22 protein-coding genes are annotated in these 22,093 nt (G+C 55.0%); 8 read left to right on the top strand and 14 right to left on the bottom strand.

Annotated features, from left to right (window positions below; genetic code table 11):
• Window positions 1–179 precede the first annotated feature (179 nt).
• Entirely contained in the window at window positions 180–1,859 is a 1,680-nt protein-coding gene (locus AB4Y96_RS13855; protein WP_441918085.1) for a GMC family oxidoreductase, read from the top strand.
• A 55-nt stretch (window positions 1,860–1,914) separates the two neighbouring features.
• On the opposite strand, the gene AB4Y96_RS13850 is transcribed toward AB4Y96_RS13855, so the two are convergent.
• Both AB4Y96_RS13850 and AB4Y96_RS13845 read right to left on the bottom strand, forming a co-directional pair.
• Window positions 1,915–2,172 carry a DUF982 domain-containing protein gene (locus tag AB4Y96_RS13850; protein WP_091879048.1) on the bottom strand — a complete coding sequence of 86 codons (258 nt, stop codon included), beginning with the start codon at window positions 2,170–2,172 and terminating at the stop codon, window positions 1,915–1,917.
• Window positions 2,173–2,329: 157 nt separating this feature from the next.
• Window positions 2,330–3,238, bottom strand: a complete 909-nt coding sequence (locus AB4Y96_RS13845; RefSeq protein ID WP_441918083.1) for a LysR substrate-binding domain-containing protein — start codon at window positions 3,236–3,238, stop codon at window positions 2,330–2,332.
• A gap of 130 nt (window positions 3,239–3,368) precedes the next feature.
• Between AB4Y96_RS13845 and argH the strand changes: the two genes are divergently transcribed.
• The 5 genes from argH to AB4Y96_RS13820 all read left to right on the top strand — a co-directional run bounded on the left by argH (window position 3,369) and on the right by AB4Y96_RS13820 (window position 7,929).
• A complete protein-coding gene (gene argH, locus AB4Y96_RS13840) occupies window positions 3,369–4,808 on the top strand; it encodes an argininosuccinate lyase (RefSeq protein WP_441918082.1) in 1,440 nt (479 codons plus the stop codon).
• 5 nt (window positions 4,809–4,813) lie between these two features.
• Window positions 4,814–5,713, top strand: coding sequence for an amino acid ABC transporter permease (locus AB4Y96_RS13835; RefSeq protein WP_091879045.1), 900 nt, complete (start codon window positions 4,814–4,816; stop codon window positions 5,711–5,713).
• Window positions 5,714–5,715: 2 nt separating this feature from the next.
• Window positions 5,716–6,480 carry an amino acid ABC transporter ATP-binding protein gene (locus tag AB4Y96_RS13830; protein ID WP_091879044.1) on the top strand — a complete coding sequence of 255 codons (765 nt, stop codon included), beginning with the start codon at window positions 5,716–5,718 and terminating at the stop codon, window positions 6,478–6,480.
• A gap of 64 nt (window positions 6,481–6,544) precedes the next feature.
• The gene (locus AB4Y96_RS13825) at window positions 6,545–7,375 is read left to right on the top strand and encodes a transporter substrate-binding domain-containing protein (RefSeq protein WP_441918079.1); all 831 of its coding nucleotides are present in this window, start codon (window positions 6,545–6,547) and stop codon (window positions 7,373–7,375) included.
• Window positions 7,376–7,452: 77 nt separating this feature from the next.
• A complete protein-coding gene (locus AB4Y96_RS13820) occupies window positions 7,453–7,929 on the top strand; it encodes a GNAT family N-acetyltransferase (protein WP_441918078.1) in 477 nt (158 codons plus the stop codon).
• A 9-nt stretch (window positions 7,930–7,938) separates the two neighbouring features.
• Here AB4Y96_RS13820 and AB4Y96_RS13815 read toward each other — a convergent pair whose 3' ends face one another.
• Window positions 7,939–9,207, bottom strand: a complete 1,269-nt coding sequence (locus tag AB4Y96_RS13815) for a multidrug efflux MFS transporter (RefSeq protein ID WP_441918076.1) — start codon at window positions 9,205–9,207, stop codon at window positions 7,939–7,941.
• Between the two features lie 262 nt (window positions 9,208–9,469).
• On the opposite strand from AB4Y96_RS13815, the gene AB4Y96_RS13810 reads away from it, so the two are divergent.
• Window positions 9,470–9,889 carry a DUF4864 domain-containing protein gene (locus AB4Y96_RS13810; protein WP_441918074.1) on the top strand — a complete coding sequence of 140 codons (420 nt, stop codon included), beginning with the start codon at window positions 9,470–9,472 and terminating at the stop codon, window positions 9,887–9,889.
• Between the two features lie 12 nt (window positions 9,890–9,901).
• Here the strand turns inward: AB4Y96_RS13810 and AB4Y96_RS13805 are convergent, their stop codons facing one another.
• The 5 genes from AB4Y96_RS13805 to AB4Y96_RS13785 form a co-directional block, all read right to left on the bottom strand.
• A complete protein-coding gene (locus AB4Y96_RS13805) occupies window positions 9,902–10,309 on the bottom strand; it encodes an AprI/Inh family metalloprotease inhibitor (RefSeq protein WP_441918073.1) in 408 nt (135 codons plus the stop codon).
• 103 nt (window positions 10,310–10,412) lie between these two features.
• A complete protein-coding gene (locus AB4Y96_RS13800; protein ID WP_441918072.1) occupies window positions 10,413–11,087 on the bottom strand; it encodes a lysoplasmalogenase in 675 nt (224 codons plus the stop codon).
• Window positions 11,088–11,115: 28 nt separating this feature from the next.
• Window positions 11,116–12,048 carry a sterol desaturase family protein gene (locus tag AB4Y96_RS13795; RefSeq protein ID WP_441918071.1) on the bottom strand — a complete coding sequence of 311 codons (933 nt, stop codon included), beginning with the start codon at window positions 12,046–12,048 and terminating at the stop codon, window positions 11,116–11,118.
• On the bottom strand, window positions 12,026–12,466 hold the full coding sequence (locus AB4Y96_RS13790) for a hypothetical protein (RefSeq protein ID WP_091879032.1): 441 nt from the start codon (window positions 12,464–12,466) through the stop codon (window positions 12,026–12,028). The genes AB4Y96_RS13795 and AB4Y96_RS13790 overlap by 23 nt, the downstream gene beginning before the upstream one ends.
• Before the next feature lie 125 nt (window positions 12,467–12,591).
• Window positions 12,592–13,371, bottom strand: a complete 780-nt coding sequence (locus AB4Y96_RS13785) for an SDR family NAD(P)-dependent oxidoreductase (protein ID WP_091879030.1) — start codon at window positions 13,369–13,371, stop codon at window positions 12,592–12,594.
• A 287-nt stretch (window positions 13,372–13,658) separates the two neighbouring features.
• On the opposite strand from AB4Y96_RS13785, the gene AB4Y96_RS13780 reads away from it, so the two are divergent.
• The gene (locus tag AB4Y96_RS13780; protein WP_139210414.1) at window positions 13,659–14,441 is read left to right on the top strand and encodes a sulfotransferase; all 783 of its coding nucleotides are present in this window, start codon (window positions 13,659–13,661) and stop codon (window positions 14,439–14,441) included.
• Between the two features lie 56 nt (window positions 14,442–14,497).
• Here the strand turns inward: AB4Y96_RS13780 and AB4Y96_RS13775 are convergent, their stop codons facing one another.
• From AB4Y96_RS13775 to AB4Y96_RS13750, 6 genes are all read right to left on the bottom strand, one after another.
• Window positions 14,498–14,974 carry a GFA family protein gene (locus AB4Y96_RS13775; protein WP_441918069.1) on the bottom strand — a complete coding sequence of 159 codons (477 nt, stop codon included), beginning with the start codon at window positions 14,972–14,974 and terminating at the stop codon, window positions 14,498–14,500.
• A gap of 117 nt (window positions 14,975–15,091) precedes the next feature.
• Window positions 15,092–16,324, bottom strand: a complete 1,233-nt coding sequence (locus AB4Y96_RS13770) for an RNA polymerase sigma factor (protein ID WP_441918067.1) — start codon at window positions 16,322–16,324, stop codon at window positions 15,092–15,094.
• Window positions 16,325–16,373: 49 nt separating this feature from the next.
• A complete protein-coding gene (locus AB4Y96_RS13765) occupies window positions 16,374–16,721 on the bottom strand; it encodes a YciI family protein (RefSeq protein WP_441918066.1) in 348 nt (115 codons plus the stop codon).
• Window positions 16,722–17,086: 365 nt separating this feature from the next.
• Window positions 17,087–18,295 carry an MFS transporter gene (locus AB4Y96_RS13760; RefSeq protein WP_441918064.1) on the bottom strand — a complete coding sequence of 403 codons (1,209 nt, stop codon included), beginning with the start codon at window positions 18,293–18,295 and terminating at the stop codon, window positions 17,087–17,089.
• Between the two features lie 59 nt (window positions 18,296–18,354).
• Complete coding sequence (locus tag AB4Y96_RS13755) at window positions 18,355–19,344, bottom strand: AraC family transcriptional regulator (RefSeq protein WP_091879026.1); 990 nt, start codon at window positions 19,342–19,344, stop codon at window positions 18,355–18,357.
• 166 nt (window positions 19,345–19,510) lie between these two features.
• Window positions 19,511–21,883, bottom strand: coding sequence for a penicillin acylase family protein (locus AB4Y96_RS13750; protein ID WP_441918062.1), 2,373 nt, complete (start codon window positions 21,881–21,883; stop codon window positions 19,511–19,513).
• Window positions 21,884–22,093: the final 210 nt, after the last annotated feature.

Genomic DNA, 22,093 nt, shown 5'->3' with positions numbered 1-22,093 from the left:
TCCGGGGCGAGCCACGGGTCTCGCCCGTCCTTCGGACCCCCTACAAGAGGGGAGATCAGCCTACAATATCGTCTTTGCGCAATCTGAAACCTTACCTGTTGTGCAAAGGCGTGGATGCCAATGTGATCTCCCCCCTTGTGGGGGAGATGTCCGACAGGACAGAGGGGGGTGTCTAAACTATGCAAAACCTTTCGAAGAGATCGTCTTCATACGACTATATCATCACCGGTGCTGGCCCTGCGGGCTGTGTCCTTGCCAATCGCCTGAGCGAGGACGCCGATGTAAAAGTCCTGCTGCTTGAGGCTGGTGGCAGTGACTGGAACCCACTGTTCCACATGCCCGCGGGCTTTGCCAAAATGACCAAGGGGGTTGCCAGCTGGGGCTGGTCGACCGTCCCGCAGAAACACATGAACAACCGTGTCCTGCGTTACACGCAGGCGAAGGTCATCGGCGGCGGTTCCAGCATCAATGCGCAGCTTTATACGCGTGGTAATGCAACCGACTACGACTTGTGGGCGTCAGAAGATGGCTGTTCTGGTTGGAGCTATCGCGACGTGCTGCCCTATTTCAAACGCGCGGAAGACAATCAGCGCTTTGCTGATGATTATCATTCCTATGGTGGTCCGCTGGGTGTCTCCATGCCCGCCGCGACCTTGCCAATCTGCGATGCCTATATCCGGGCGGGGCAGGAGCTTGGCATTCCCTACAACCACGATTTCAACGGCAGGCAGCAGGCGGGGGTCGGGTTTTATCAACTGACCCAGCGCGATCACCGCCGTTCATCAGCGTCCATGGCCTATCTCGCTCCCGTGAAGAACCGCAGGAACCTTACCGTGCGCATGGGCGCGCAGGTCACCCGGATTGTGGTTGAGAACGGCCGGGCCGTTGGTGTCGAGGTGATCAAGGGCAACGCCCGCGAGATCATTCGTGCCGAGAGGGAAGTACTCGTCAGTTCCGGGGCGATTGGCTCGCCGAAACTGTTGCTGCAGTCGGGGATTGGCCCATCGGATCATCTTCGCAAAATTGGTGTTCCCGTCATACACAATCTGCCCGGTGTTGGCGAAAACATGCAGGATCATCTGGATCTGTTCGTAATTTCCGAATGCACCGGCGATCACACCTATGATGGGATTGCCAAGCTGCACCGCACCCTGTGGGCTGGTCTGCAATATGTGATGTTCCGGTCTGGGCCTGTGGCGTCGAGCCTGTTTGAAACCGGTGGTTTCTGGTATGCCGATGCCAATGCACGCTCACCGGATATTCAGTTCCACCTTGGTCTGGGTTCAGGCATTGAAGCGGGTGTCGAGCGGCTGAAAAATGCGGGTGTCACCTTGAACTCGGCTTATCTGCACCCGCGTTCACGTGGGACTGTGCGCCTGCAATCCTCTGATCCCACGGCTGCGCCGCTGATCGATCCCAATTACTGGAGCGATCCGCACGACCGGAAAATGTCGATCGAAGGATTGAAGCTTGCCCGCGAGATCATGAGTCAGGCAGCGCTGAAACCATTCGTCATGGCGGAACGATTGCCGGGGCCGAAATACAACTCCGACGAGGAATTGTTCGCGTATGGTTGCGCCAATGCCAAGACCGATCATCACCCGGTTGGCACTTGCAAGATGGGAACCGGCTCTATGGCGGTTGTTGGTCTGGATTTGAAGGTACATGGGCTGGACGGCTTACGCGTCTGCGACAGTTCCGTGATGCCGCGCGTTCCCTCGTGCAACACCAATGCGCCGACAATCATGATGGGGGAAAAGGGAGCGGATATCATTCGCAAGCTGGCTCCGCTGCCGCCTACCGTCTTCAGCCATGAAATGAATGAAAAACGCCCGCGGGCGCGGGCGGATATTCGCTGATGATAAAATGCGAGCGGCGCGAGATATATATTGTCTCAGCGCCGCTCGCTTCTGATTACTGATGCAGTCTTGTGTCAAGAAAGATCCCCGCATCACGCGCAGCGCTGACAAAGGCGTGGCGTGCCTTATGGGCAGGTTTCCAACCATCCAGAACATCAAGACAGGCTTGCAACGCGCGGCGGTAACTTCGGCCTGTTTTTGATGGCCAATAGCGCTGCAGGCATTCCATCGCTTCCCAGACGCTGCTGATGGCCAACTGACCTGCAGCTCCCAGTTTGACCATAACCGGTATGGGAAAACGCTTGTCGTTCATCACTTCCTCCATGAGTATCTGATGAGCATGGCATGCTGTTGGGCATTGCCAGACTAACGGGAAAAATGCGTCGGGAGTCCGTATGGTTCCATGACAAATTGAATAAATATTTTTGAACGAAATAGGCCCCGAAAACACGAAGGTTTGAACGGTTGGATCAACGCATATTCGCGGGCATGGAGCTGACTTCCTCGAGCAGCCAGTCAAGGAATATGCGCATGGCAGGACGTTGCGGACGGTCCTGCGGGCACGTCAGCCAATAGGCATGGCGACTGACAAAACCAAAGCCGTGCGGATTGACAAGTTTGCCGCTGGCAAGTTCATCGGCGATCAAACCGCGTGGTACCAAAGCAAGGCCCTGTCCGGCAATCGCCGCGCGGATTACCAGCGCATAAAAGCCAAAATGCGTGATGCGTTCCGGAGCGAAATCGGCAATGTGATGTGCCTCGGCAAACTCTTCCCAGCGCAGCGGTGTGAACTTGTGGTCGAGCAGCGGAAATTTGCTGATATCACCGGGTCTTGTCACACCGCCGAGCCGTGCGACAAACTGCGGGGCGCCCACCAGCGCAACTTCCCGGCCGAACAGGTAGTGGTTGTCTTGATCAGGCCAATCGCCCTCTCCAAACCGGAAGGCCGCATCCGCCTGATTGATCAGATCATTGTTGGCGAAGGTGGACAGTTCCACATCAATGTCGGGGCGCGCTTCAGCAAAGCTGGCAAAGCGCGGGATCAGCCAACGGTCGCCCATGATGGGCAGAATATGTAGCTTGATCGCATTGGGCGCTGATCCCAGCGCCGCAACCCGTAGCGCCGCATTCTCCATGGCACCCAGCGCAATCCGCGCTTCGGCCACATAAATCCTGCCTGCCTCTGTGGTTGAAAGCCCGTACGGCGTGCGGACAAAAAGTGGAACGCCAGCCAGTGCCTCCAATGCAAGCAATTGCTTACTCACGGCGCTCTGCGTCATGTTCAGCGCCTTGGCACATGCCGTGGTGCTGCCATGTTCGGCAATTGCCGCAATGACCTGCAATCCACGTGTAGATGGGTATATCCGGCCGGATACCATCGTTTTTGCCTCACCGGTTTTTACAACAGAGGGTATTCCATTTTGGAATAGATATGGGAATTCATTTCGTTTGTCCTCTCCAAAACGCAACCATAAGCTTCAGATAACAAGAAAAAGGGGAATGAAAGAAATGACCGAGCAGTCCGTCCGTCTGTGGGGGGCTCGTTTCAGGACGAGTCCATCGCCCGAGCTGACAGCGCTTTCCCGTTCGGAGAGCAGCTATTTCCGCCTTGTCCCGTATGATCTGACATCTTCGCTGTCCCATGCACGCGAATTGGTGCGTGCCGGGATTCTGAGGGAAGCCGAAGCCGAAAAGGTTTTCGCTGCCATCAAGGGGATTGGCGCTGATTATGCCGCTGGCAAGATCGAGCCAACGCCGGATGATGAAGACATTCATACATTTCTGGAACGGGTTCTCGGTGAACGTATCGGGGTTCTGGGTGGAAAGCTGCGGGCCGGGCGTTCGCGCAATGATCAGGCGGCCAATGATCTGAAGCTCTATCTGCGCGATATGGCGCGGGGTATCGGTTCGGATATTCTTCTCCTGCAGCAGGCACTTGTGGGTCAAGCGGAGGCTCATGTGGCAACGCTCACATCAGGCTTCACTCATTTGCAGCCCGCGCAGCCCATTAGCTTTGCCCATCAACTGCTTGCTCATGCGCAGACCTTTACCCGCGATCTGGATCGGTTGCGTGACTGGGACAAGCGCGCAGCGCGCTCGCCGCTGGGAGCAGCGGCCATGGCGGGCTCAAGCATCGCCGTACAACCGGAGCTTTCAGCGCGTGAACTTGGCTATGACGCGCCCTGCGAAAATTCCATCGATGCGGTGGGCAGCCGTGATCATGTCGCCGAGTTTCTTTTTGTCACCGCCATGTTTGGCGTGCATCTGTCACGCTTGGCCGAGGAACTGTTCCTCTGGTCGTCGCGGCAGTTTCGTTGGATCGAGATGGATGACAGCTATGCCACCGGTTCCTCGATCATGCCGCAGAAGAAGAATTGCGATATTGCCGAACTGACGCGCGGTCGTGCTTCACGGCTGATCGGCAGCCTGACGACCATGCTTGTAGCGCTCAAAGGATTGCCCTTTGCCTATAACCGCGATCTTGCCGAGGACAAACATGCTGCCTTCGATACGATCGACGCCCTGACGCTGGTTGTACCCGCCATGGCCGGGCTGATCCGCACCATGCGGGTCAATGTCGATGTCATGCGTAAGCAGTCGGTTGACGGTTTTACTTTGGCCACCGAAGTTGCCGACTGGCTGGCAAAGACCGGGGTTCCATTTTCCGAGGCGCATGAAATCACCGGCGCTTTGGTGCGCTATTGTGAGGACAAGAATATCGGCCTTGAGGATTTGGGTGATGATGATCTTGCCGCAGTCGATGCCAGATTGCTGCCATCGATCAAATCAAGCCTGTCGCCGCAAGCGGCGGTGGAAGCCCGCAAGGGCTATGGCGGAACGGCGCCTGACCGCGTGCGTGAACAGATTGCCCGGCTCAAAACTGTGTTGGAATCGCAAACGGAGTGGCTATCCTCCTATTCGGGCCCTGTAGCGGCCTTGAAAGGATGAGGACAATGGCAAATATCGAAAACACGATTTCCATCCCGCCCGCCAAATATTCCATCGCGCATCTGAAGCATCAGCCGCGCCGCCACTATGGCCGCTGGCTCGCCGCTGCCTTGATCATTCTGGCATTGGCGCTGATCGTCAAAGCCTTTGCGCAAGGCCAGATAGCCTGGCCTGTTGTCGGCCAGTTCTTCACCGCGCCAGCTATCCTTGCGGGTCTCTGGAACACCATCCTGATGACAATCTGCGCGATGGCACTCGGATTGGCGCTGGGCGTTATCTTCGCCATCATGATCATGTCACCCAATCCGGTGCTGAAATATGTGGCTGTTTTCTACATCTGGTTTTTCCGGGGCACGCCGCTGCTCTTGCAATTGCTGCTCTGGTTCAACCTTGCTCTGATCTTCCCAACGCTCGGCATTCCGGGCCTCTTCGAAATGCGCACTGTCGATTTCATGACGCCGTTCATGGCCACGCTTTTGGGCCTCGGTATCAATCAGGGCGCCTATACGGCAGAGGTCGTGCGGGGCGGTATCCTTTCCGTCGATAATGGTCAGATTGAAGCAGCAAAGGTCATCGGTATGACGCGGCTTACCATGCTGCGCCGCATCGTGCTGCCGCAAGCCATGCGTGTAATCATCCCGCCTGTGGGCAATGAAGTTATCAGCATGGTCAAGCTGACTTCGGTTGCCAGCGTCATCCAATATGCGGAAATCCTGCGCAATGCCCAAGCTGTTTATTACGCCAACAACCGGGTCATGGAATTGCTGATCGTCTCGGCCATCTGGTATCTCGTCGTTGTTACTGTTCTCTCCATTGGTCAGCATCTGCTTGAGAAGCATTATTCGAAGAGCCTCGGACGCCGGACCGGCAAACGCACCGAACCCGCCGCAGTGGAAGGAGCCTGAACATGTCAGTCATGGTCGCAGCGGTAGACGTCAATAAGTATTTTGGGCCATTTCAGGCGTTGCAGAAGGTCTCGCTTGAAATCAATCACGGTGAAGTCCTGTGCATTATCGGTCCTTCCGGTTCCGGCAAAAGCACGCTCCTGCGTTGCATCAATCAACTGGAGCGGATTGATTCCGGCGCCATCTGGATTGATGATGAACTCATCGGTTTTCGTCAGGACGGCAACAAGCTCTATGAATTGACCGATGCTGAGATTTCGCGCCAGCGTCTGGCAAGCGGCATGGTGTTCCAGAGGTTCAACCTCTTTGCTCACATGACCGTTCTGGAGAATATCATCGAAGGGCCGGTTATCGTCCAGAAACGCGCGAAAAGCAGCGTCATCCCGGAAGCAATGATATTGCTTGAGCGCGTTGGCCTTGCCGATAAGAAAGACGCCTATCCGAGTGAACTTTCCGGCGGTCAGCAACAGCGGATTGCCATTGCACGCGCGCTCGCCATGAAGCCCAAACTGATGCTGTTCGACGAACCGACATCGGCGCTGGATCCCGAACTGGTCAGCGAAGTGCTGAGCGTCATGCGTGATCTTGCCACCAGCGGCATGACCATGATCGTTGTCACCCACGAACTTGGTTTTGCCCGTGAGGTCGCACACCGGGTCGTGTTCATGGATCGCGGCCGTATTGTCGAAACGGGAACACCGCATGAAGTGCTGACGAGCCCGAAAGAAAAACGTACTCAGGACTTTATCGCAGCGGTCTTGTCCTGATCAAAGATCAGATGAACAGGCCGGGAGAACCGGCCAAAGGGGAACAGATATGAGGAACCAGACAATGAAAACCATAACCCGGCTTGCAATTCTCGGCGGCGCGCTTGCTTTCAGCTTTTCCGCCACCGCGCAGGAACTTCCAGCCCGCATCAAAGATGCTGGGAAACTGGTTATCGCGACCATGCCGAACTATCCGCCGATTACTTACAAGGACCCCGCCACCAATGAGTTGCAAGGTTTTGACATCGAGCTTGGCGAAGCCATCGGCAAGGAACTCGGTGTAAAGGTTGAGTGGCAGGAAATTGCCTTTGCCCAGATGCTTCCGTCCCTGCAAACAGGTCGTGTTGATCTTGCCATGGCCGGTATGAGTGACAAGAAGGCCCGTCAGGAAACCGCTGATTTCGTCGATTACATGAAATCCGGCGCGCAGTTTTACACGTCCAAAACCATGGCCGGTGAAATCAAGTCGGTCGAAGATCTCTGTGGTAAGTCGGTAGGCGCCAGCCGTTCAACCGATTGGCCAGCGCAGATCACCGCCTGGAGCGAGGCCAACTGTGTCGCCAAGGGCAAGCCGGCGATCACCGTCATGGGCACAGAGGGATCGGCTGATGCCCGCACGCAGATCAAGAGCCAACGTCTGCAGGCCGCCGCGCAAGGCAATGAAACCTTGCCCTACAACCAGAAACTTGAACCTGACACTTACGTTACGCTGGGCGAGGCATTCAGCCAGTCTCTGGCGGGTATTCCTGTCCTGAAAAGCGAGACTCAACTGCGTGATGCGGTCAAAGTGGCGCTTGAAAAACTGCAGGCGAATGGTACCTATGATGCGCTTTTGGAAAAATACGGTCTGAAGGCCAACAAGCTGACGCCGGTAACCATCAATGCAGGCGAATAAAGCGTAAGGCTGGAGAGACAAAGGGAGGCGGTTCTGGTGCGCATCAGAGCCGCCTTTGCATGGAAAGGAATGCGGGATTGATCAAGGTCAGTTTGTCCAATCCGTCGGATTATCTGCAGCTTGCGGCTCTGTTTGAAGAGATGCAGGCGCATTACGAGGTACTTTGCCCACCTCGCGAGGAGATATTGCGGGGATTACGCGATATGCCTGACGGGACAGAAATTCTCGTCGCTGGTACCGATGAACTGGTTGGGTTTGCAGCGTTTTCCTCCGTCTATCCCGGACCCGGCTTGCAGTCTGGCCTGTTTCTCAAGGAGCTTTTTGTGTCAAAGGCTTATCGCAGCAGCGGAGCGGGAACCAGCTTGATGCAGGCACTTGCCAAGCTGGCCCTTGAACGTGGATACAAGCGCGTTGACTGGACAGCTGATCGCAACAATCCGAAAGTTCTGGCCTTTTATGACGGCTTCAATGCGTCGCCCATACCCGACAAGCTTTTCTATCGTATGGACGGCGAAGCGCTAGCCGCGGCGGCTGCGAAAGCCGGCAACTCTTAAAGTCTGGGGTCATAGAAACCGCTGTGGCCGCACAAGCCAGCAATAGGCTGCGCCGCAGGCCATAAGCACGCAGGTTGCCAGAAACACGGCGCGCATGCCGAAATGCCCGCCAATGAACCCGCCCGCCAATGGCCCCACCACCTGTCCGGCATATTGCGAGGATGTCGAATAGCCAAGAATGCCGCCCGCGATATGATCGGGAACATTGTGCCGGATGACGCTGGTAATGCAGGGTAAGAGCCCGCCAAGCGACAGCCCCATCAGGAATCGCAACCCGATCAACTGCCAGCCCTGCGTGACAAATGCCTGCGGTATCAGCAGCAGCGATGATATGGCCAAGGCGGCGATAATTACGTTCCAATGGCCAATGCGATCAGCGAGTTTGCCGAGCCTTGATGCGGAAAGGATGCTGCCGAGTGCAGCTGCCGACATGACAATACCGGAGACGATGGTAACTTTGCTCACGTCGTTGACCAACTGCGCCACATAGACTGTGATAATCGGTTCAATCGACATATTGGCGAGCATCAGCAGCATGCCCGTTGCCAGCATGGCAATGATCGGGCGCTTGTCTGGAATGGCTGACCATCCGCCGCTTGCTTTCGCGGTTTTGTTTTTCGGCGGTCGCTTTTCTTCCTTGATGAACAGGCTTGTGGCAATAAAGGTGAGAAAGATCACGCCTCCAGCCAGCCAGAATGTCTGGCGAATACCGATGAGGGGTGGCAAGCCGCCACCGATCAGCGGACCAACAAGGTTGCCCGCCATGATTCCCGATGAAAGCGTGCCGAGCGCCCAGCCGGTGCGGGCTTTCGGCGTTTGGGTTGCCACCAATACGGTCGAGCCGGAGGCATAGCCGCCGAGCAGCCCCGCGACAAGGCGCAGGGCCACCAATTGCCAGACATCGGTTGCCATGCCGATCAATGACATGGCGACAGCCATCCCAAGACTGGCACGGATCAGCATCAGCTTGCGGCCATAGAGATCGGCAAGACGTCCCCAGAGTGGCGCGACCAGTGCGGCGGTGAAAAAGGTTGCGCCATAGGCAACGCCTGACCATTGCACGATTGCCGCATGGTCCTTCACGCCCAGCTGTTCGACATAAAGCGGCAGGAAGGGCAGAAGCAGCGTCATGGCCACAATCGTGGTGAAGGAACCGAGAAGGCAGACAACAAGATTTTGGCGCCAATAGCGGGATTCAATTGCGGGTTCTGCTGCGATAACCGGAGCATCGGTCACGGATGTATCGTCCGTGCCATCATGTTTATCAGTTATATTCATGGGAACATATTTCCGCGGCAGGGGAATTTGCCGTGCCACTTGCAGGTATCAACTGTCCTCACTGTTTCACCAGACCCGTTCAATAGCAATCGCTCAACCACTCTGTAGTGGCAACGAGTCGCAATTCCCGGGCGGCCTCGCAGCAAAGTGATCCAATGAGACGGGCACTGCGTATCTACAAGAGACAATCCGGCGATGGACCTCACCGGCAAGAGGTCTATCCCACTGGCCGGTTTTCCGCTGGGTAAAGGAAGGAGACGGCATGGCGAGAGCATTTCCAATTGCTGTTATTGTCAGTCTGCTGCTGGTTGCCGCTCCAGCGGCGGCCGATGAACCGCTCGACACGGGACAATCGATCATTAAAAAGCAGATCACCGCATTTCTGAGCGATGATGCAACGACCGCCTATTCCTTTGCGTCCCCTGGCATTCAGGGCAAGTTTATCAATAAGGATGTGTTCTTCGATATGGTGAAGCGAGCCTATCAGCCGGTTTACCGGCCGGGCAATTTTGCCTTTGGCCGCAATAAAGTATCGGACAGCGAGATCATGCAGGAAGTGGTGATCAGTGGTCCTGACGGCAAGGACTGGACTGCCCTGTACCAACTGACAAAACAGCCCGATGGTAGCTGGAAGATCAACGCTGTGCGGGTGATGCAGGCGGCGCCCGGTCCCGAAATCTGAAGCGGCTACCCGTCAATCGCCCGCAAGTTGTTCGATGGTGTAAATGCCATCGGTTTGTGGTTCCGCGACGTAGTTGTCGTCAGGCGTTTCGAAGGTCACGCGCGTGTGGCGAAGCCCATCCACAAGCTCAATGGTCCAGTTTTCTTTCAAGCGCCATGCGGTAATGTCCCCCATGACGGGAAAGGCTTTGACGCATTCGGGATCAATATCGATCTGCGAACCACCGATCGTCTCTTCCCGCTTCAGTGTTACCTTGCACACCCTGTCGCCACCCTCATCGCGGATTTGCCATGGGCCAAAAAAGCTTTCGAGCAGATCAGGGTCGACGGAATTCAGATCCATCGGCTTGAGTTCATCGGCAAATGCAGCAGTGACCGGCAAGACGGCGATAAGAACGAGTGAGGCTATCATATTCCGCATATTGATCAGACCTGTCACAGCTCCCGGTGAGTCAGGAAATCTACCTGTAATTCTCCACCCCGCAAACGCCTAATGCACGAGAGGGTGAAATGGTCGCGGCTTGCTATTTAGATTGGGCCACGGACCGGGCAATAAACCATTGGGCGGCGTAATAGGTTCCAAGCACCCAGAGTGGGCCAAACGGTATGGTGAAGCGGAATTTCCCATAGGCAAGCAGCGTATCACTGGCAAGAAAAAGCGCGCCGCCAATTGCGGCCAGCTTTGCAGAATGTGTTGCAAGGTGCTGTGCCCGGCTGATGGCCTGTGCGCCCATCAGCGCCAGAACCAGAGCATAGACGGTTACGGGCAGCGTGAGTTCTGCAGGCAGGCTTGACCAGAGGCCCCAGACAATCGCGACAGCCAATAGGGTGCAGGCTACAAAAGTGGCCGGTATCGCAGCGAGGCGGACATTGCTGGTAAGCGCGATGATATAGGCGCAATGGGTGATCAGGAAACAGATCAGCCCGGCGACGAACATATCCTGTGGCAGCATCAGAAAAATGTCGCCGCACAGCGAAAAGACGAGACCAACCGCGACCGCCCATTGATAGCGCTTTGAAACCGGTGTGACGGTTTGCACAACGATGAACAGAAGCAATGCGGTTGCAAGCGGTTTGCTGATGTAATGCAGCCAACGCGCATTCTCACCCAACAATGCGCTGGCTATGGCCGCGATTGCGGCTATGGCAAAGAGCACATTGTATGCCGAGCGGATATTGGATCCTGCTCCGTCTGTCATGATGACCCCACTAAATTTCAGGACAATATTACGCCTTGGGCAGTCCGGCTTTACCAGCTTCATCAGGATGAAGCCTGACGTAATCGGCTTTCAGGTCTGCCGAAGTTTTCCGGCTGCCGTCATGGCTCCAACCCGGCGGCGCCACCAGATAGAGCAGGCGATGGCGCAGTGTCAGGCCCGGCGAGAATGTATCTTTCAACATGCCCATCCATTCATGAAAGGCCACACGTATGGGATTGAATGTACCAATATTCTTGACGATGCCATAACGCGGGACATCCTCATCCAGCTCTGCCACGAATGTCCCGAACATGCGGTCCCAGATGATCAGCGTGCCGGCATAATTGGCATCGAGATAACGGGGATTGGTTGCGTGATGCACCCGGTGATGCGACGGCGTGTTGAAGATGAATTCGAATGGCCGCCACATCTTGCCAATCGCTTCCGTGTGAATCCAGAACTGGTAAACAAGGTTGAAACCGTAGACAAAAGCGATAACAGCCGGGTGGAAGCCGAGCAGGACCATCGGCACCTGAAGAATGAACATGCCGGTTATCTGACCCGTCCATGACTGGCGCAGGGCAGTGGACAAATTATAGTGCTGACTGGAGTGGTGGTTGACATGTTCAGCCCAGACCCAGCGCACCCGGTGCGCGATGCGATGGTAGCAGTAATAGCGCAAATCATCGAAGACAAAGGCAACAATAAAAACCCACCAATGCAGTCCCAGATCGAAGAAGCGGAACTGCCAGACCCACATCAACGCGGTTAGCGACACAAAGCCCAGCAGCAGACCGGCGGCAACATTTCCCGTTCCCATCAGCAGACTGGTCAATGTATCGCGGGTTTCAAAATCACCTTTGCGCTGCCAGTAGCGGATGGCCACCAGTTCAATCAGGATGGCGATGATGTAGAAAGGAACCGCCAGTTTTGTGACGTCAAAGAACATGGGTGCGTTCATTGGTAATTCCTCCCGCGGAAAGCCAGCGCCGAACAGTATTTCTATCCGTTTCGTTGGCAAAGGAAAATGTCTGGCGGGGCCATGTCATGTCATGAAGCCGCAGTTTCAGGTCCAGAACCCCTGCGGGTTCAGCGGAATGCACATCATCGAGAGAAATATTCCGCGTCAGAAACTTGTTGCCCATGCCGTGAACAATGCCGGTGCGATGGGCGGGAAGCTCAAGGAAAGCCGTGCGGCGGCTTTGGGTGTAAATAATCGTTCCGATCCGGCTTTCGGGGTAATCGAGAAGAAAGATGGATTGGGCTTGCTGGTCATCCGCAAGCGCCGGGCGTTTGCTGCCGCCAGCCAGATGCACGGCAAACACGCCCACGGAAATCCCGACAACGATCATGCCGATCAATGCTGGCAAACCAAGCAATGCGCGCCTCCCTCAACCTTGACTTGCCGGTGGGCGAATACGCCGAATCGACAGGTTCTCTAGTTCTCCCGGCGGCACCTTTCCACAGAGTGGTGCAATTCTCAATCACACCAGCGGCGACTTGCCTACGGCATAAGCTGCCCGCCATTCACTTCAATGGTCTGCCCGATCAGATAGCCGGAGAGGGCGGCTGAGGCGAGAAAGAGATAGGCGCCAACGCAATCCTCAGCGGTACCCAAACGGCCCTGAGGAATTGTTGCCAGCATGGCATCGAGTTGCGCTTGCGTTGAGTAACGTTCGTGGAACGGCGTATCGATCACTCCCGGTGCGACTGCATTGACACGAATGCCGAACGGGATCAGCTCCTTGGCCATGCCGCGGGTCACGTTGGAGACGAATGCCTTGGATGAGCCATAGAGCCCGGCACCATTGCCTGCACCATTTCGCGCGGCGATGGATGTGGTGTTGATGATGAAACCACCCTGCGCTTTCAGATGTGGTATGGCCGCTGTAGAGGCCGAAAGTACCGAGCGCGCGTTGAGGTCCATCACTGCATCATAGTGATTGTCGGTCATTTCCTGATAGGCAAGCCGCGCAACCATGCCGCCCGCATTGTTGATGAGGCCATTCAACTGGCCAAAGGCCGCAGCGGTTTCTTCCACCACGCGGGCCATCTCGCCTGAGCGCGACGCATCACCCTTCACCAGCGCTACCTTGCCGCCCGAATCGCTGATGTCTCCGGCCAGTCGTTCGGCTGCATCGACACTGGAGTTGTAGTGCAGGCCAACAGATGCGCCCTGTGCAGCAAAGGCCCGGGCAAGTGCCGCGCCAATGCCCGTTGATGCGCCGGTGATCAGCACGGCTTTGCCGGCAAGGTCGGAAATCGTAACGGATGGTGTGGACATATGGTTCTCCATGACAGCGAAACGTCAAATGATTGAATGATGAGTGGATGTCTTTGATGGGCCTGAACGGCGGAGTGAACGGTAATCTCGAGGCAGAGCCTACCCCTGGAGTGCCGGTTCTTCCATATGAAAATGATCAGAAATCCGTTGGCATTACCCATTTTCTCCAAAATATTATTTTCTTTCGGGGAAAGTAAGCGGAGAATTTTGTATTTTCTACTTTGCGCTGCGCGATCTGTCTTGACAGTAAAGAACAAAATAAAAGAATATATTTTCATTCGGGGTCGATGAAGCAGGATGATATGGGAGACGATTCGAAATTTAGTCCAATTATAATCTGTGGTTGTAAGAGGAGCGGCACAACGGCGCTCGTTCGAATACTGAACGAAAACGGTATCACTATTTCAAATGAGTGGGCTTTGTTTGCATGGAGCGCGTGGCAACACGAGTATTCCTTGTCTGATTGGCTTCACAACAAGCATGTGGAAGTTGAGACCAACGACTGGCTGCAGCATTGGAATTATAGAATGAACTTGAAGGGAAACGAAGCCGAGCGCGGTTTCCCTGCGGCACTTCACTCTATTTATGGCAATAAGCCACGCTGGAAGTGGGGCGATAAATGGCCCGACTACGTGTTCCATGTGAAGGAAATCAAGGAGCACTTTCCCAATGCCAAAATCATCTACATTTACAGGGACGGACGTGACGTTGTAGCGAGCATGTTGCGAAAGGGGATGGCGGATAATCTGAATCACGGCTTTGAACAGTGGGTTAACGCCATAGAGGCGTGGAAGTCCTGGGAAAAGGATGTTGATCATCTTGCCGTCAAACAGGAAGACCTGTTGCGATATCCTGCCGAGGTTTCAGCTTACATTGCGCGATATTGCGGCATTCGTCTGATGAGTGCCGAGCATGCCCGCTATGTGCTGCTCGGTGCAGATGAAGTGTCGAATGACGACTATGTATCCGAAGATCCATTCGCCCATACGCGCTCTTATGGCTCACTGTTTTCCGATGAAGATGTGCCACCCCACGCGAGAAGCCTGTTGACCTCGCTGGGGTATGCCTGAGTTCTGGAGTGGCCGCAGCGCAAGAAACTGATTTCACACATAAAGACGATCGGCGATCATTGCTTGTGTTCCAGAACAATATTCAAGCGTGATTGGGCTTCTTTGCCCAATACGGAATCTCCCTCATTACCTTGTTCGAAGGCTGGCACATGCGGCGGTATGGCGACCCAGGGATGCTTACTGGCGGTAAAATAATGCACCTCCGGTGCCAGTTGATCGGCCTTATCAAGGTTTCCTACGCGCACAAAGGCCATATCTTTCCCGAACATGGGGTGATTGCCCCATAAAGGCAGTAGGCATTTCGGGCATCGATGCATCATTGGATTATCAGTGGAGGTTGTCGGTACACCGTCGCCGATCAATGTGACCTGATCGGTTTCGATCATCGCGTTGATACTGAATGCCGAGCCGCTCATTCTCTGGCAGGTATGGCAATGGCAACAATGTACAACGATCGGATTTCTCTCCAACCGATATCGTATGTGACCACATGCACATCCGCCTTGCAGGCGTTCGGAAACTGGGTGGCTCATTGAACTCTCCACATATGCGCCCTTGCGCTTTGACTAACAATGCTAGTCGATTGGAGGTGCCGCTTTTCGACATGCGGAGTTCATTTTGAAAAGGTGGGAATGTTCTGGATGGTGAAATTAAAGCTTCGTTTTCAGTTCGGCCAATTTTCGCTCGATGAAGCGCCGGTCCGGGCTTGGTACTGTTAACTGGAATGCCCGCTCATAAGCTGTCCTGGCTTCAGCAAATTTGCCCAATCGCCATAGCATGTCAGCACGTGCCGCATGGGCCAGATAATAGTTGCGAAGGTCCCCGCGATCCAGAATAGCTTTAATCAGAGATAGCCCGGCATCCGGCCCATCTCGCATGGCGACGGCTGCCGCCCGGTTGAGTTCGATCACAGGTGAGGGATCGGTCTGCAGCAAGAGATCGTAGAGAGCAATTATTCTGCTCCAATTCGTTTTCGTCGTGCTTGGTGCGTTCGCGTGAACGGCTGCGATAGCCGCCTGTAATGTGTAAAACCCGATGACACCAGAGGCCATCACCCTGTTGACCAGTTCGGTTCCCTCATCAATATCCTGCGCGCGCCAGAGTGATCGATCCTGCTCATCAAGGAGAATGATTTCATTGTCCGTTGATCTATAGGCGTCCCGTCTGGAATTTTGCAAAAGCATCAATGCCAAAAGCCCTGCCGCCTCCGGATCAGGCAGCAGCAAATTCAGCAAGCGTCCCAATCGGATGGCCTCTTCACATAGATTCTGCCGTTCGGACAAGGAATCCGGAGTGAAAGAATAGCCTTCGTTGAAGATAAGATAGATAACATGAAGCACAACCTCCGTCCGGTCCTGCAGATCAGCGACCGCAGGTATTTCATAAGGAATGCCTGCTTCTCTTATTCTGGTTTTGGCCCGCACAATACGCTGCGCCACCGTTGGTGCTGAAGTCAGAAATGCCCGCGCGATTTCTTCCGTTGTAAGGCCGCACACCTCACGCAGTGTCAGTGCCAGCTGCATGTCCGGCGTCAGGACAGGATGGCAGCTGATGAAAATCAGGCGTAGCCTGTCATCTTCTATTTCCTGATGATCATCAGGCCATTCGCTCTCATCCAATTCAGTTCGCAGGGCAAGTTCTGACAAAGAGGCATCGAACCTTGCGCGTCTTCGTAGTTTATCTATCGCCTTGAAGCGCCCGGTCGAAACAAGCCAAGAGCGTGGATTGGAGGGAACGCCATCACGCGGCCATTGTTCTGCTGCTGCAACAAAAGCATCGTGTAAAGCCTCCTCTGCCAAATCAAAGCTACCGACAAGCCGGATGAGCGTCGCAAGAACCCAGCGAGATTCCGTACGATAAATGCTGCTGATTACCGCTTGCATTTATTCACTCGAGTTTGACTCCGTCTGGTGCAGCCATCTGGATCACAACTCACCACTTCATAATGGGTCGAACCTCGATACTGCCAAGTTTCGCTAAAGGAATGCCTGCTCCTATTCGGATCGCTTCGTTGAGATCAGCGGCGGTAATGAGAATGAATCCGCCCAGTATTTCCTTGGTTTCTGCAAAAGGCCCGTCAGTCGTCGACATTTTTGAATGACGCACGCGAACCGTTACGGCGTTGCTCGGCCTCTCGAGTGCATGGGCCAGAATGAGGTGTCCACTTGCGGCAAGTTCCTCGTCATATGCCTTCGACTCGCGCCCCAAGGTTGCCTTCTCTTGGTCTGATCGATCAGCAAGCATCTTTTCGTCAAAATAGACCAGGCACAGATATTCCATTGCTTCCACCCTTTCATAGCAACAACTGTTTGCATCCATAGTCGAACGAACTGGGCGGAATTCGACAATGTCAGCTAAATTTCCAACCCCGTGCAATTTCGAGACGTGAAATATCGCCTATGATAGCAGTCAAATATATGAAATTTGGCGTTTTCCTGAAGACCAAACTTGCCAACGCCTGTTCGCGTGGCGATCGGCGCAATGAGCGACAGCGATCGGTGAGCCTTGTGTCTTGTAGGTGATGTTATCCATCAGACAGAGGAAGGGCCGCTCACGCCTTAGGCACGGGTCTCATCTGTCACCTTGAAGATGCGGCGAATTCCCGCCGCATCTTTTGTTCCGGACCTATCGTGCTGCAGCAAAGATCAGTTGCGGGGCTGTAGCAGTGCCAGCACAGCTGTCGATGCCGCAAGGATAGCCGTAAGGGTTAAGGGCGCCGTCGCACCATAATGATCCACCACATAGCCGCCGGCAACCGCGCCAATGGTAATGGCGACCTGGAAAGAGGTGACCATCAGGCTGCCCGCCGCTTCCAGCGCGTCAGGCGCGGCGCGGGACAAATTGGTCGGTAGCACGACAGGCGCCATGCCGAAGGCGAGGCCCCACAGCGTAACGAAACCGAAGGCAATGCCAATGTGCACGCCCCAAAGCACCAAAGCGAGTGCTGCAATCGCCATTAAGGCGGCGGTGGCTGCGAGGGCCATATGGATATTGGCATCGGCCATACGACCGCCAGCGATGTTACCGATTACAGCTGCGATACCAAATCCGAGGAGTGCCAGGGCAATCGGCCCGGTTCCAAGGAGCGTGACGTGTTCAAGGAAAGGGCGCACATAGACCGAGCCAGCAAAGTGGCCTGTCATGAGCAAAAGGATCGCAAGCATACCAAGTTGAATGCCGCGCCGCCGTGTCAGCCGAAAGACATCGGCAAGGCTGTTGCTTGTTGTTGCAGGCAAGGTTGGCAGGCTGAGAAACTGCAGCAGCATGGCAATGGCGGCCAGTCCTGCGGTCATAGCCATAGCGCTGCGCCAACCCACCCAGTCGCTGATCAACGCACCCATCGACGGTGCGGCAATGGTGGCGAGCGAAACGCCGAGGGTGACGATAGCCATGCCCCGACCAGTGGCATTGGCGCCAACCAGCCGTGCTACGACGGCAACCGAAAGAGCCCAGAACGCACTGAGGGCGATGCCCAGCCCGGCCCGGCCTAACAATAACAGCCAGAAATCGGTTGCTACCGCCGCAAGAATATTGGAACCAATCGCTAGGGCACTCAGACCAACAAGCACCGTCTTACGGTTCAATTTACCGATAAGAACATTGCTCAGCATAGCCGTCACCGCGCCGACAGAAGCGGTAGCAGTGACGACCTGTCCGGCGGTTCCCTCGCTGATGCCGAGATCGCGCGCCATTGGCGTCAACAGGCCTGCCGGTAGAAATTCGGCTGACACCAGCGCAAAGCTGGCGGCTGCCATCGAAAGGACCGCGAACCAGGTGGCCGGACTCCACGCGGTTGGCGCAGCGGCATCAAGGTCTATCGCCGCGTCTTCAAGCTGTAATGTCGTGTCTGTCATTGAAGTATCTCCAAGGTTTGGAGAACTTTATAGACGAGTCGACCCGGATGATATGTATCTTAAAATCCGAAATCCATGTCCGTTCGTCCGGAAATTGTGCGGCGCACAACACCTGGCGAGACGCTGGTGATGCGCTTGAAGGCGCGTGCGAAGGATGCTTCGGATTCATAGCCCAAACGGGTAGCGACCTCGGCAACCGACATGCCGCTTTGGCCCAGCAACTCGCGGGCAAGCTGCATACGCAGACGGGCAAGATAACGTGCCGCGCCTTCTCCTAAAACAGCACTGAAGCGCTCGGCGAAAATCGTGCGCGATTGGCCAGCAAGGCCAGCAAGGTTTTCGAGTGTCCAGTTATGGCCGGGGTCCCGGTGCATGGCTGCCAGAACGCGGCCAATATGGGGGTCACGGATGGCGGCGAGCCAACCGGTGGTCGGGGCTCCGGTACAATTGACCCAGCAACGGATGAGTCGCGCTGTGAGCAGGTCCGCCATGCGTGATAAGATAGTGGCGCTACCCATCTGGGGTTGTGCAGCCTCAACCGTCATAGCCGCGAGCAAGGGGCCAACAATCGGGTCATTGCCAGCCACGTCGCAGCCCTTGATGATTGGCGGCATCAAAGTGATTAGGGGATTGAGTGCACAGGCGCCCAAGGCCATGGAGCCGCAGAAAAGGGTGCTTGCCGCGCCCGTTCCTTCCCGCACCACTTCGCTGACATTGCTTCCCAACTTGGTTACCTGGCAACTCTCGAGTGAGTCGCCCACAACATCAGGCGCGCTGGCCAGCTGATGGGCGATGCCTTGCGGCAGCAACACCAGATCGCCATCGTGCAACTCCTGCCAGCCTTGCACCTCTGTATGAATCCAGCATGGACCCTTGCTGACAAAGTAAAAACGCAGCAGCTGTTGTTGCGGAAAGGCGAAGCTCCATGGATGTCGTAGTTCGCAGCGGCCATAGTTGACGCCGTTCATGCGAAAGTCTTGCAGGACTTCGCTGAGCGCATCCATCGGGATGTGCGGTGGCGAAGATGGTCGGGACGGATGGTCAAGCATTTCGTCAATATATATGCAGGACGTCCGGCAAGCAAGTGGAGACCATTCTTCTATACAATCGCCTTTTCAGTCGCTGATAAGGCCATCGCAGGATTTTCCCCGCAATTTGTCGATTGGCATTACCTGCTCCCCATCTGGTCTTCCTCGGCAGAATAATTTCGTCGCTTTATTCGATCCGAAACCGGATGGTCTCCCGAGCGGCCTTTTCCACATCTGCTCGCAAGAACGCCTGCGGACGGCACTCGAAGCGCTGATAAAGATCCAGTTGATCTTCATAATGTGGGGACCGTTTGCCGGTTGGGTCGATAAAGCCGCTTTGGCCCGGAGGGGTGACGGCGCAAAAACTGACTTTCCCATCGCGGAACGTGACCATGTCGCTTTGCGTGCCGCGATTCATGCTCGTAGCGATTGCCTTGCCCTCATCGGGATTAGCCTGAGGAATGCCCATATAGTTCGAGGTTTCGAATACATGCTGGGGAAGAGGAACACGCCAATTGCTGACATCGCCACTGGAATATTCGTCCTTGAGACTGTTGCCCGTTTTCTCCAGCGCCGAAAGAATGATCTGTTGACGCCCCTTAGCATCCGCACCATTGAAGAAATCATAGGTCTGGGGCACGCCAGCCTTGTCGGCCAGCATCGCGTTATGAAGTATCTGCGCGGCTCGCGAAATGCGGCCATATTGGATGGTTGCCGGAATGATGGGACTGTCATCCAGCAGCACATCCCTGACCATTGTTTCCAGCCAACGGCGGAAAATTGCCACTGCGGGTGTCGTCGCGCGCCCATCTGCACCGCGAAGCTGCTGGCCGTCCCACGCCTTCAATGCTGCAATCATGGGTTGCCTTGGGTCATTGTCAGCCACGTCCTTGGTGGCATCCAAAATATAGGGGAGGAAATAGCGAGCGTTGACGTCCAGAAAGCTGATCTGTCGATTGATGTCCCAAACTTCTTGAGGCGTGAGCTTGTCTTTGCTTTCCAGCCGCGTGGTAATTTCAAGGACACGATCAGCCGATCCCCAGCCGCTACCCTCAACGGTTGCAACCGCGCCGTGAGCTGATCGATTGTTCCAATTGGCAATATAGTTTTGGCTCGGGTTGTAGGTCTTTGGAACGATGGCGAACGGTTGAGTACCTGACCAATCTTGGGTGCCATCCCCTTTCGCGGGCAGCCTGATATCCTGTTGTGGCGAGCGGATCGGCAATAGCCCAGGGGAAACATATCCGATGTTGCCCTCACGATCAGCGTAGTACCAGTTGATGGTGGTCGCAACTTTCCGTGCCTGAGCGAGCCACTCATTGAATGTCTGAGCTTTGGTCGAATTGATCCAGGCAAAAAGGGTCTGGATCTCCTTGCCTTTCCAACTGCGCTTGAAGGCATAAGCTGAGTTCGACTTTTTATCGATGAGGCTGACAACCCCGTATTCCGATTCATATACCGTCGTCTCTACATCCGGAGAGCCTTTGACGTGAAACGTCTCCTTGCGTGGGTGCATATCGACCCACTTGTGCCCGACGCGGTATTTCGTTGAATTCTGTGGATTCAAATCGAGCTTGAAGTAATCGTTTACATCCAGCGGTCCGGCGGTGGCTCCCCATGCAATCTTACCATTCGTTCCAAACAACACATTCGGCACGGCAAAAGGCGTGTTTCCCGTCAGATCGAAACCGGCTCCATGGAGTCCGATACTAAACACATAAGAAGGATTGAAATTGTCGAACTGCGGACCATTGACCAGAATGGTGCTGCCGTCGATTGTCTTTTTGGGACCTACAATCCAAATGTTACTGGCGCGTGGCCGCATGTCATCTCCACCAGGAACCGTCGAGTCGAGCAGGTCTGCAAAGCGAATTCCGTCCAGTTTCAGAGTTTCCGCCTTCTTGTACTGTTCGCCTTTGGGAACAGTCGTTGGCGCCAGCGGATCCTCAAGCCAGAACATCTGCTCGAAAAGAGCCTTGGCTTTTTCACTTCCGTGCTGCTTCTCGAGCGCCGCCAGAAGCTTAGCGTTCGCCAGTTCTGTGCTATAATGCGAGAAGCGTCCGGCCATCGTGCCAACATAGATCATCGCCACATCAAAATCGGTCCAAGTTGTGGGGGTGATGCCGAAATCGGAGAACTCTTTTGGCAGCAACGTATCGGGGGAAGCCAATACCTCGTGGACGCGGCGATTGTAGCCAGCAGCATATCCCTTGAGGATTGCGCGCTCTTCCGGGTTTAATTGTTCAATCTGCTGTTTAATCTCGGCATGACTGAAATTGGCACGTGTTTGTATGTCATACGGTAAACGGTCGATCCCGAGAACTTCCGATACGGTCCCCAGCACAGAGCGCTTTGCCATCTCCATTTGGAATAAGCGATCTTGCGCTACGACATAGCCAAACCCGGCATATAATCCATATACATCAGCTGAATATACGTGTGGGACACCCCAGTCATCGCGCAAAATCTCAACATTAGATTGTGCATATGTCGGGGCCATAGACAGGCCCGAGAGGCCGAAAGCCAGAAAAAGCTTGCGCAGGTTGTAGCCAGTCTTCATCGCGGTATGTTCCTCCCAGAACGTTTTCAGGTTGTGAAAACTCGGTTCGATGGCAAATGCTATATAATAAACCGTTCGGTCGGTTAATTAAAGCATCGTAGCGATGGACCGTCAACCTCATCGAACGGAACGAAGCAATGAAGCGGTTAGATCGGCACTTGGTCTCGGGGGAGAGCAGAGGTTCGCCGACTTACAAGAGCCGCGTTACCT

The organism is Phyllobacterium sp. TAF24, from assembly GCF_052113785.1.
GTDB lineage: Bacteria > Pseudomonadota > Alphaproteobacteria > Rhizobiales > Rhizobiaceae > Phyllobacterium.
Note: the sequence above shows the minus strand (reverse complement) of the source record. Positions and strands in the feature narration are given on the sequence as shown.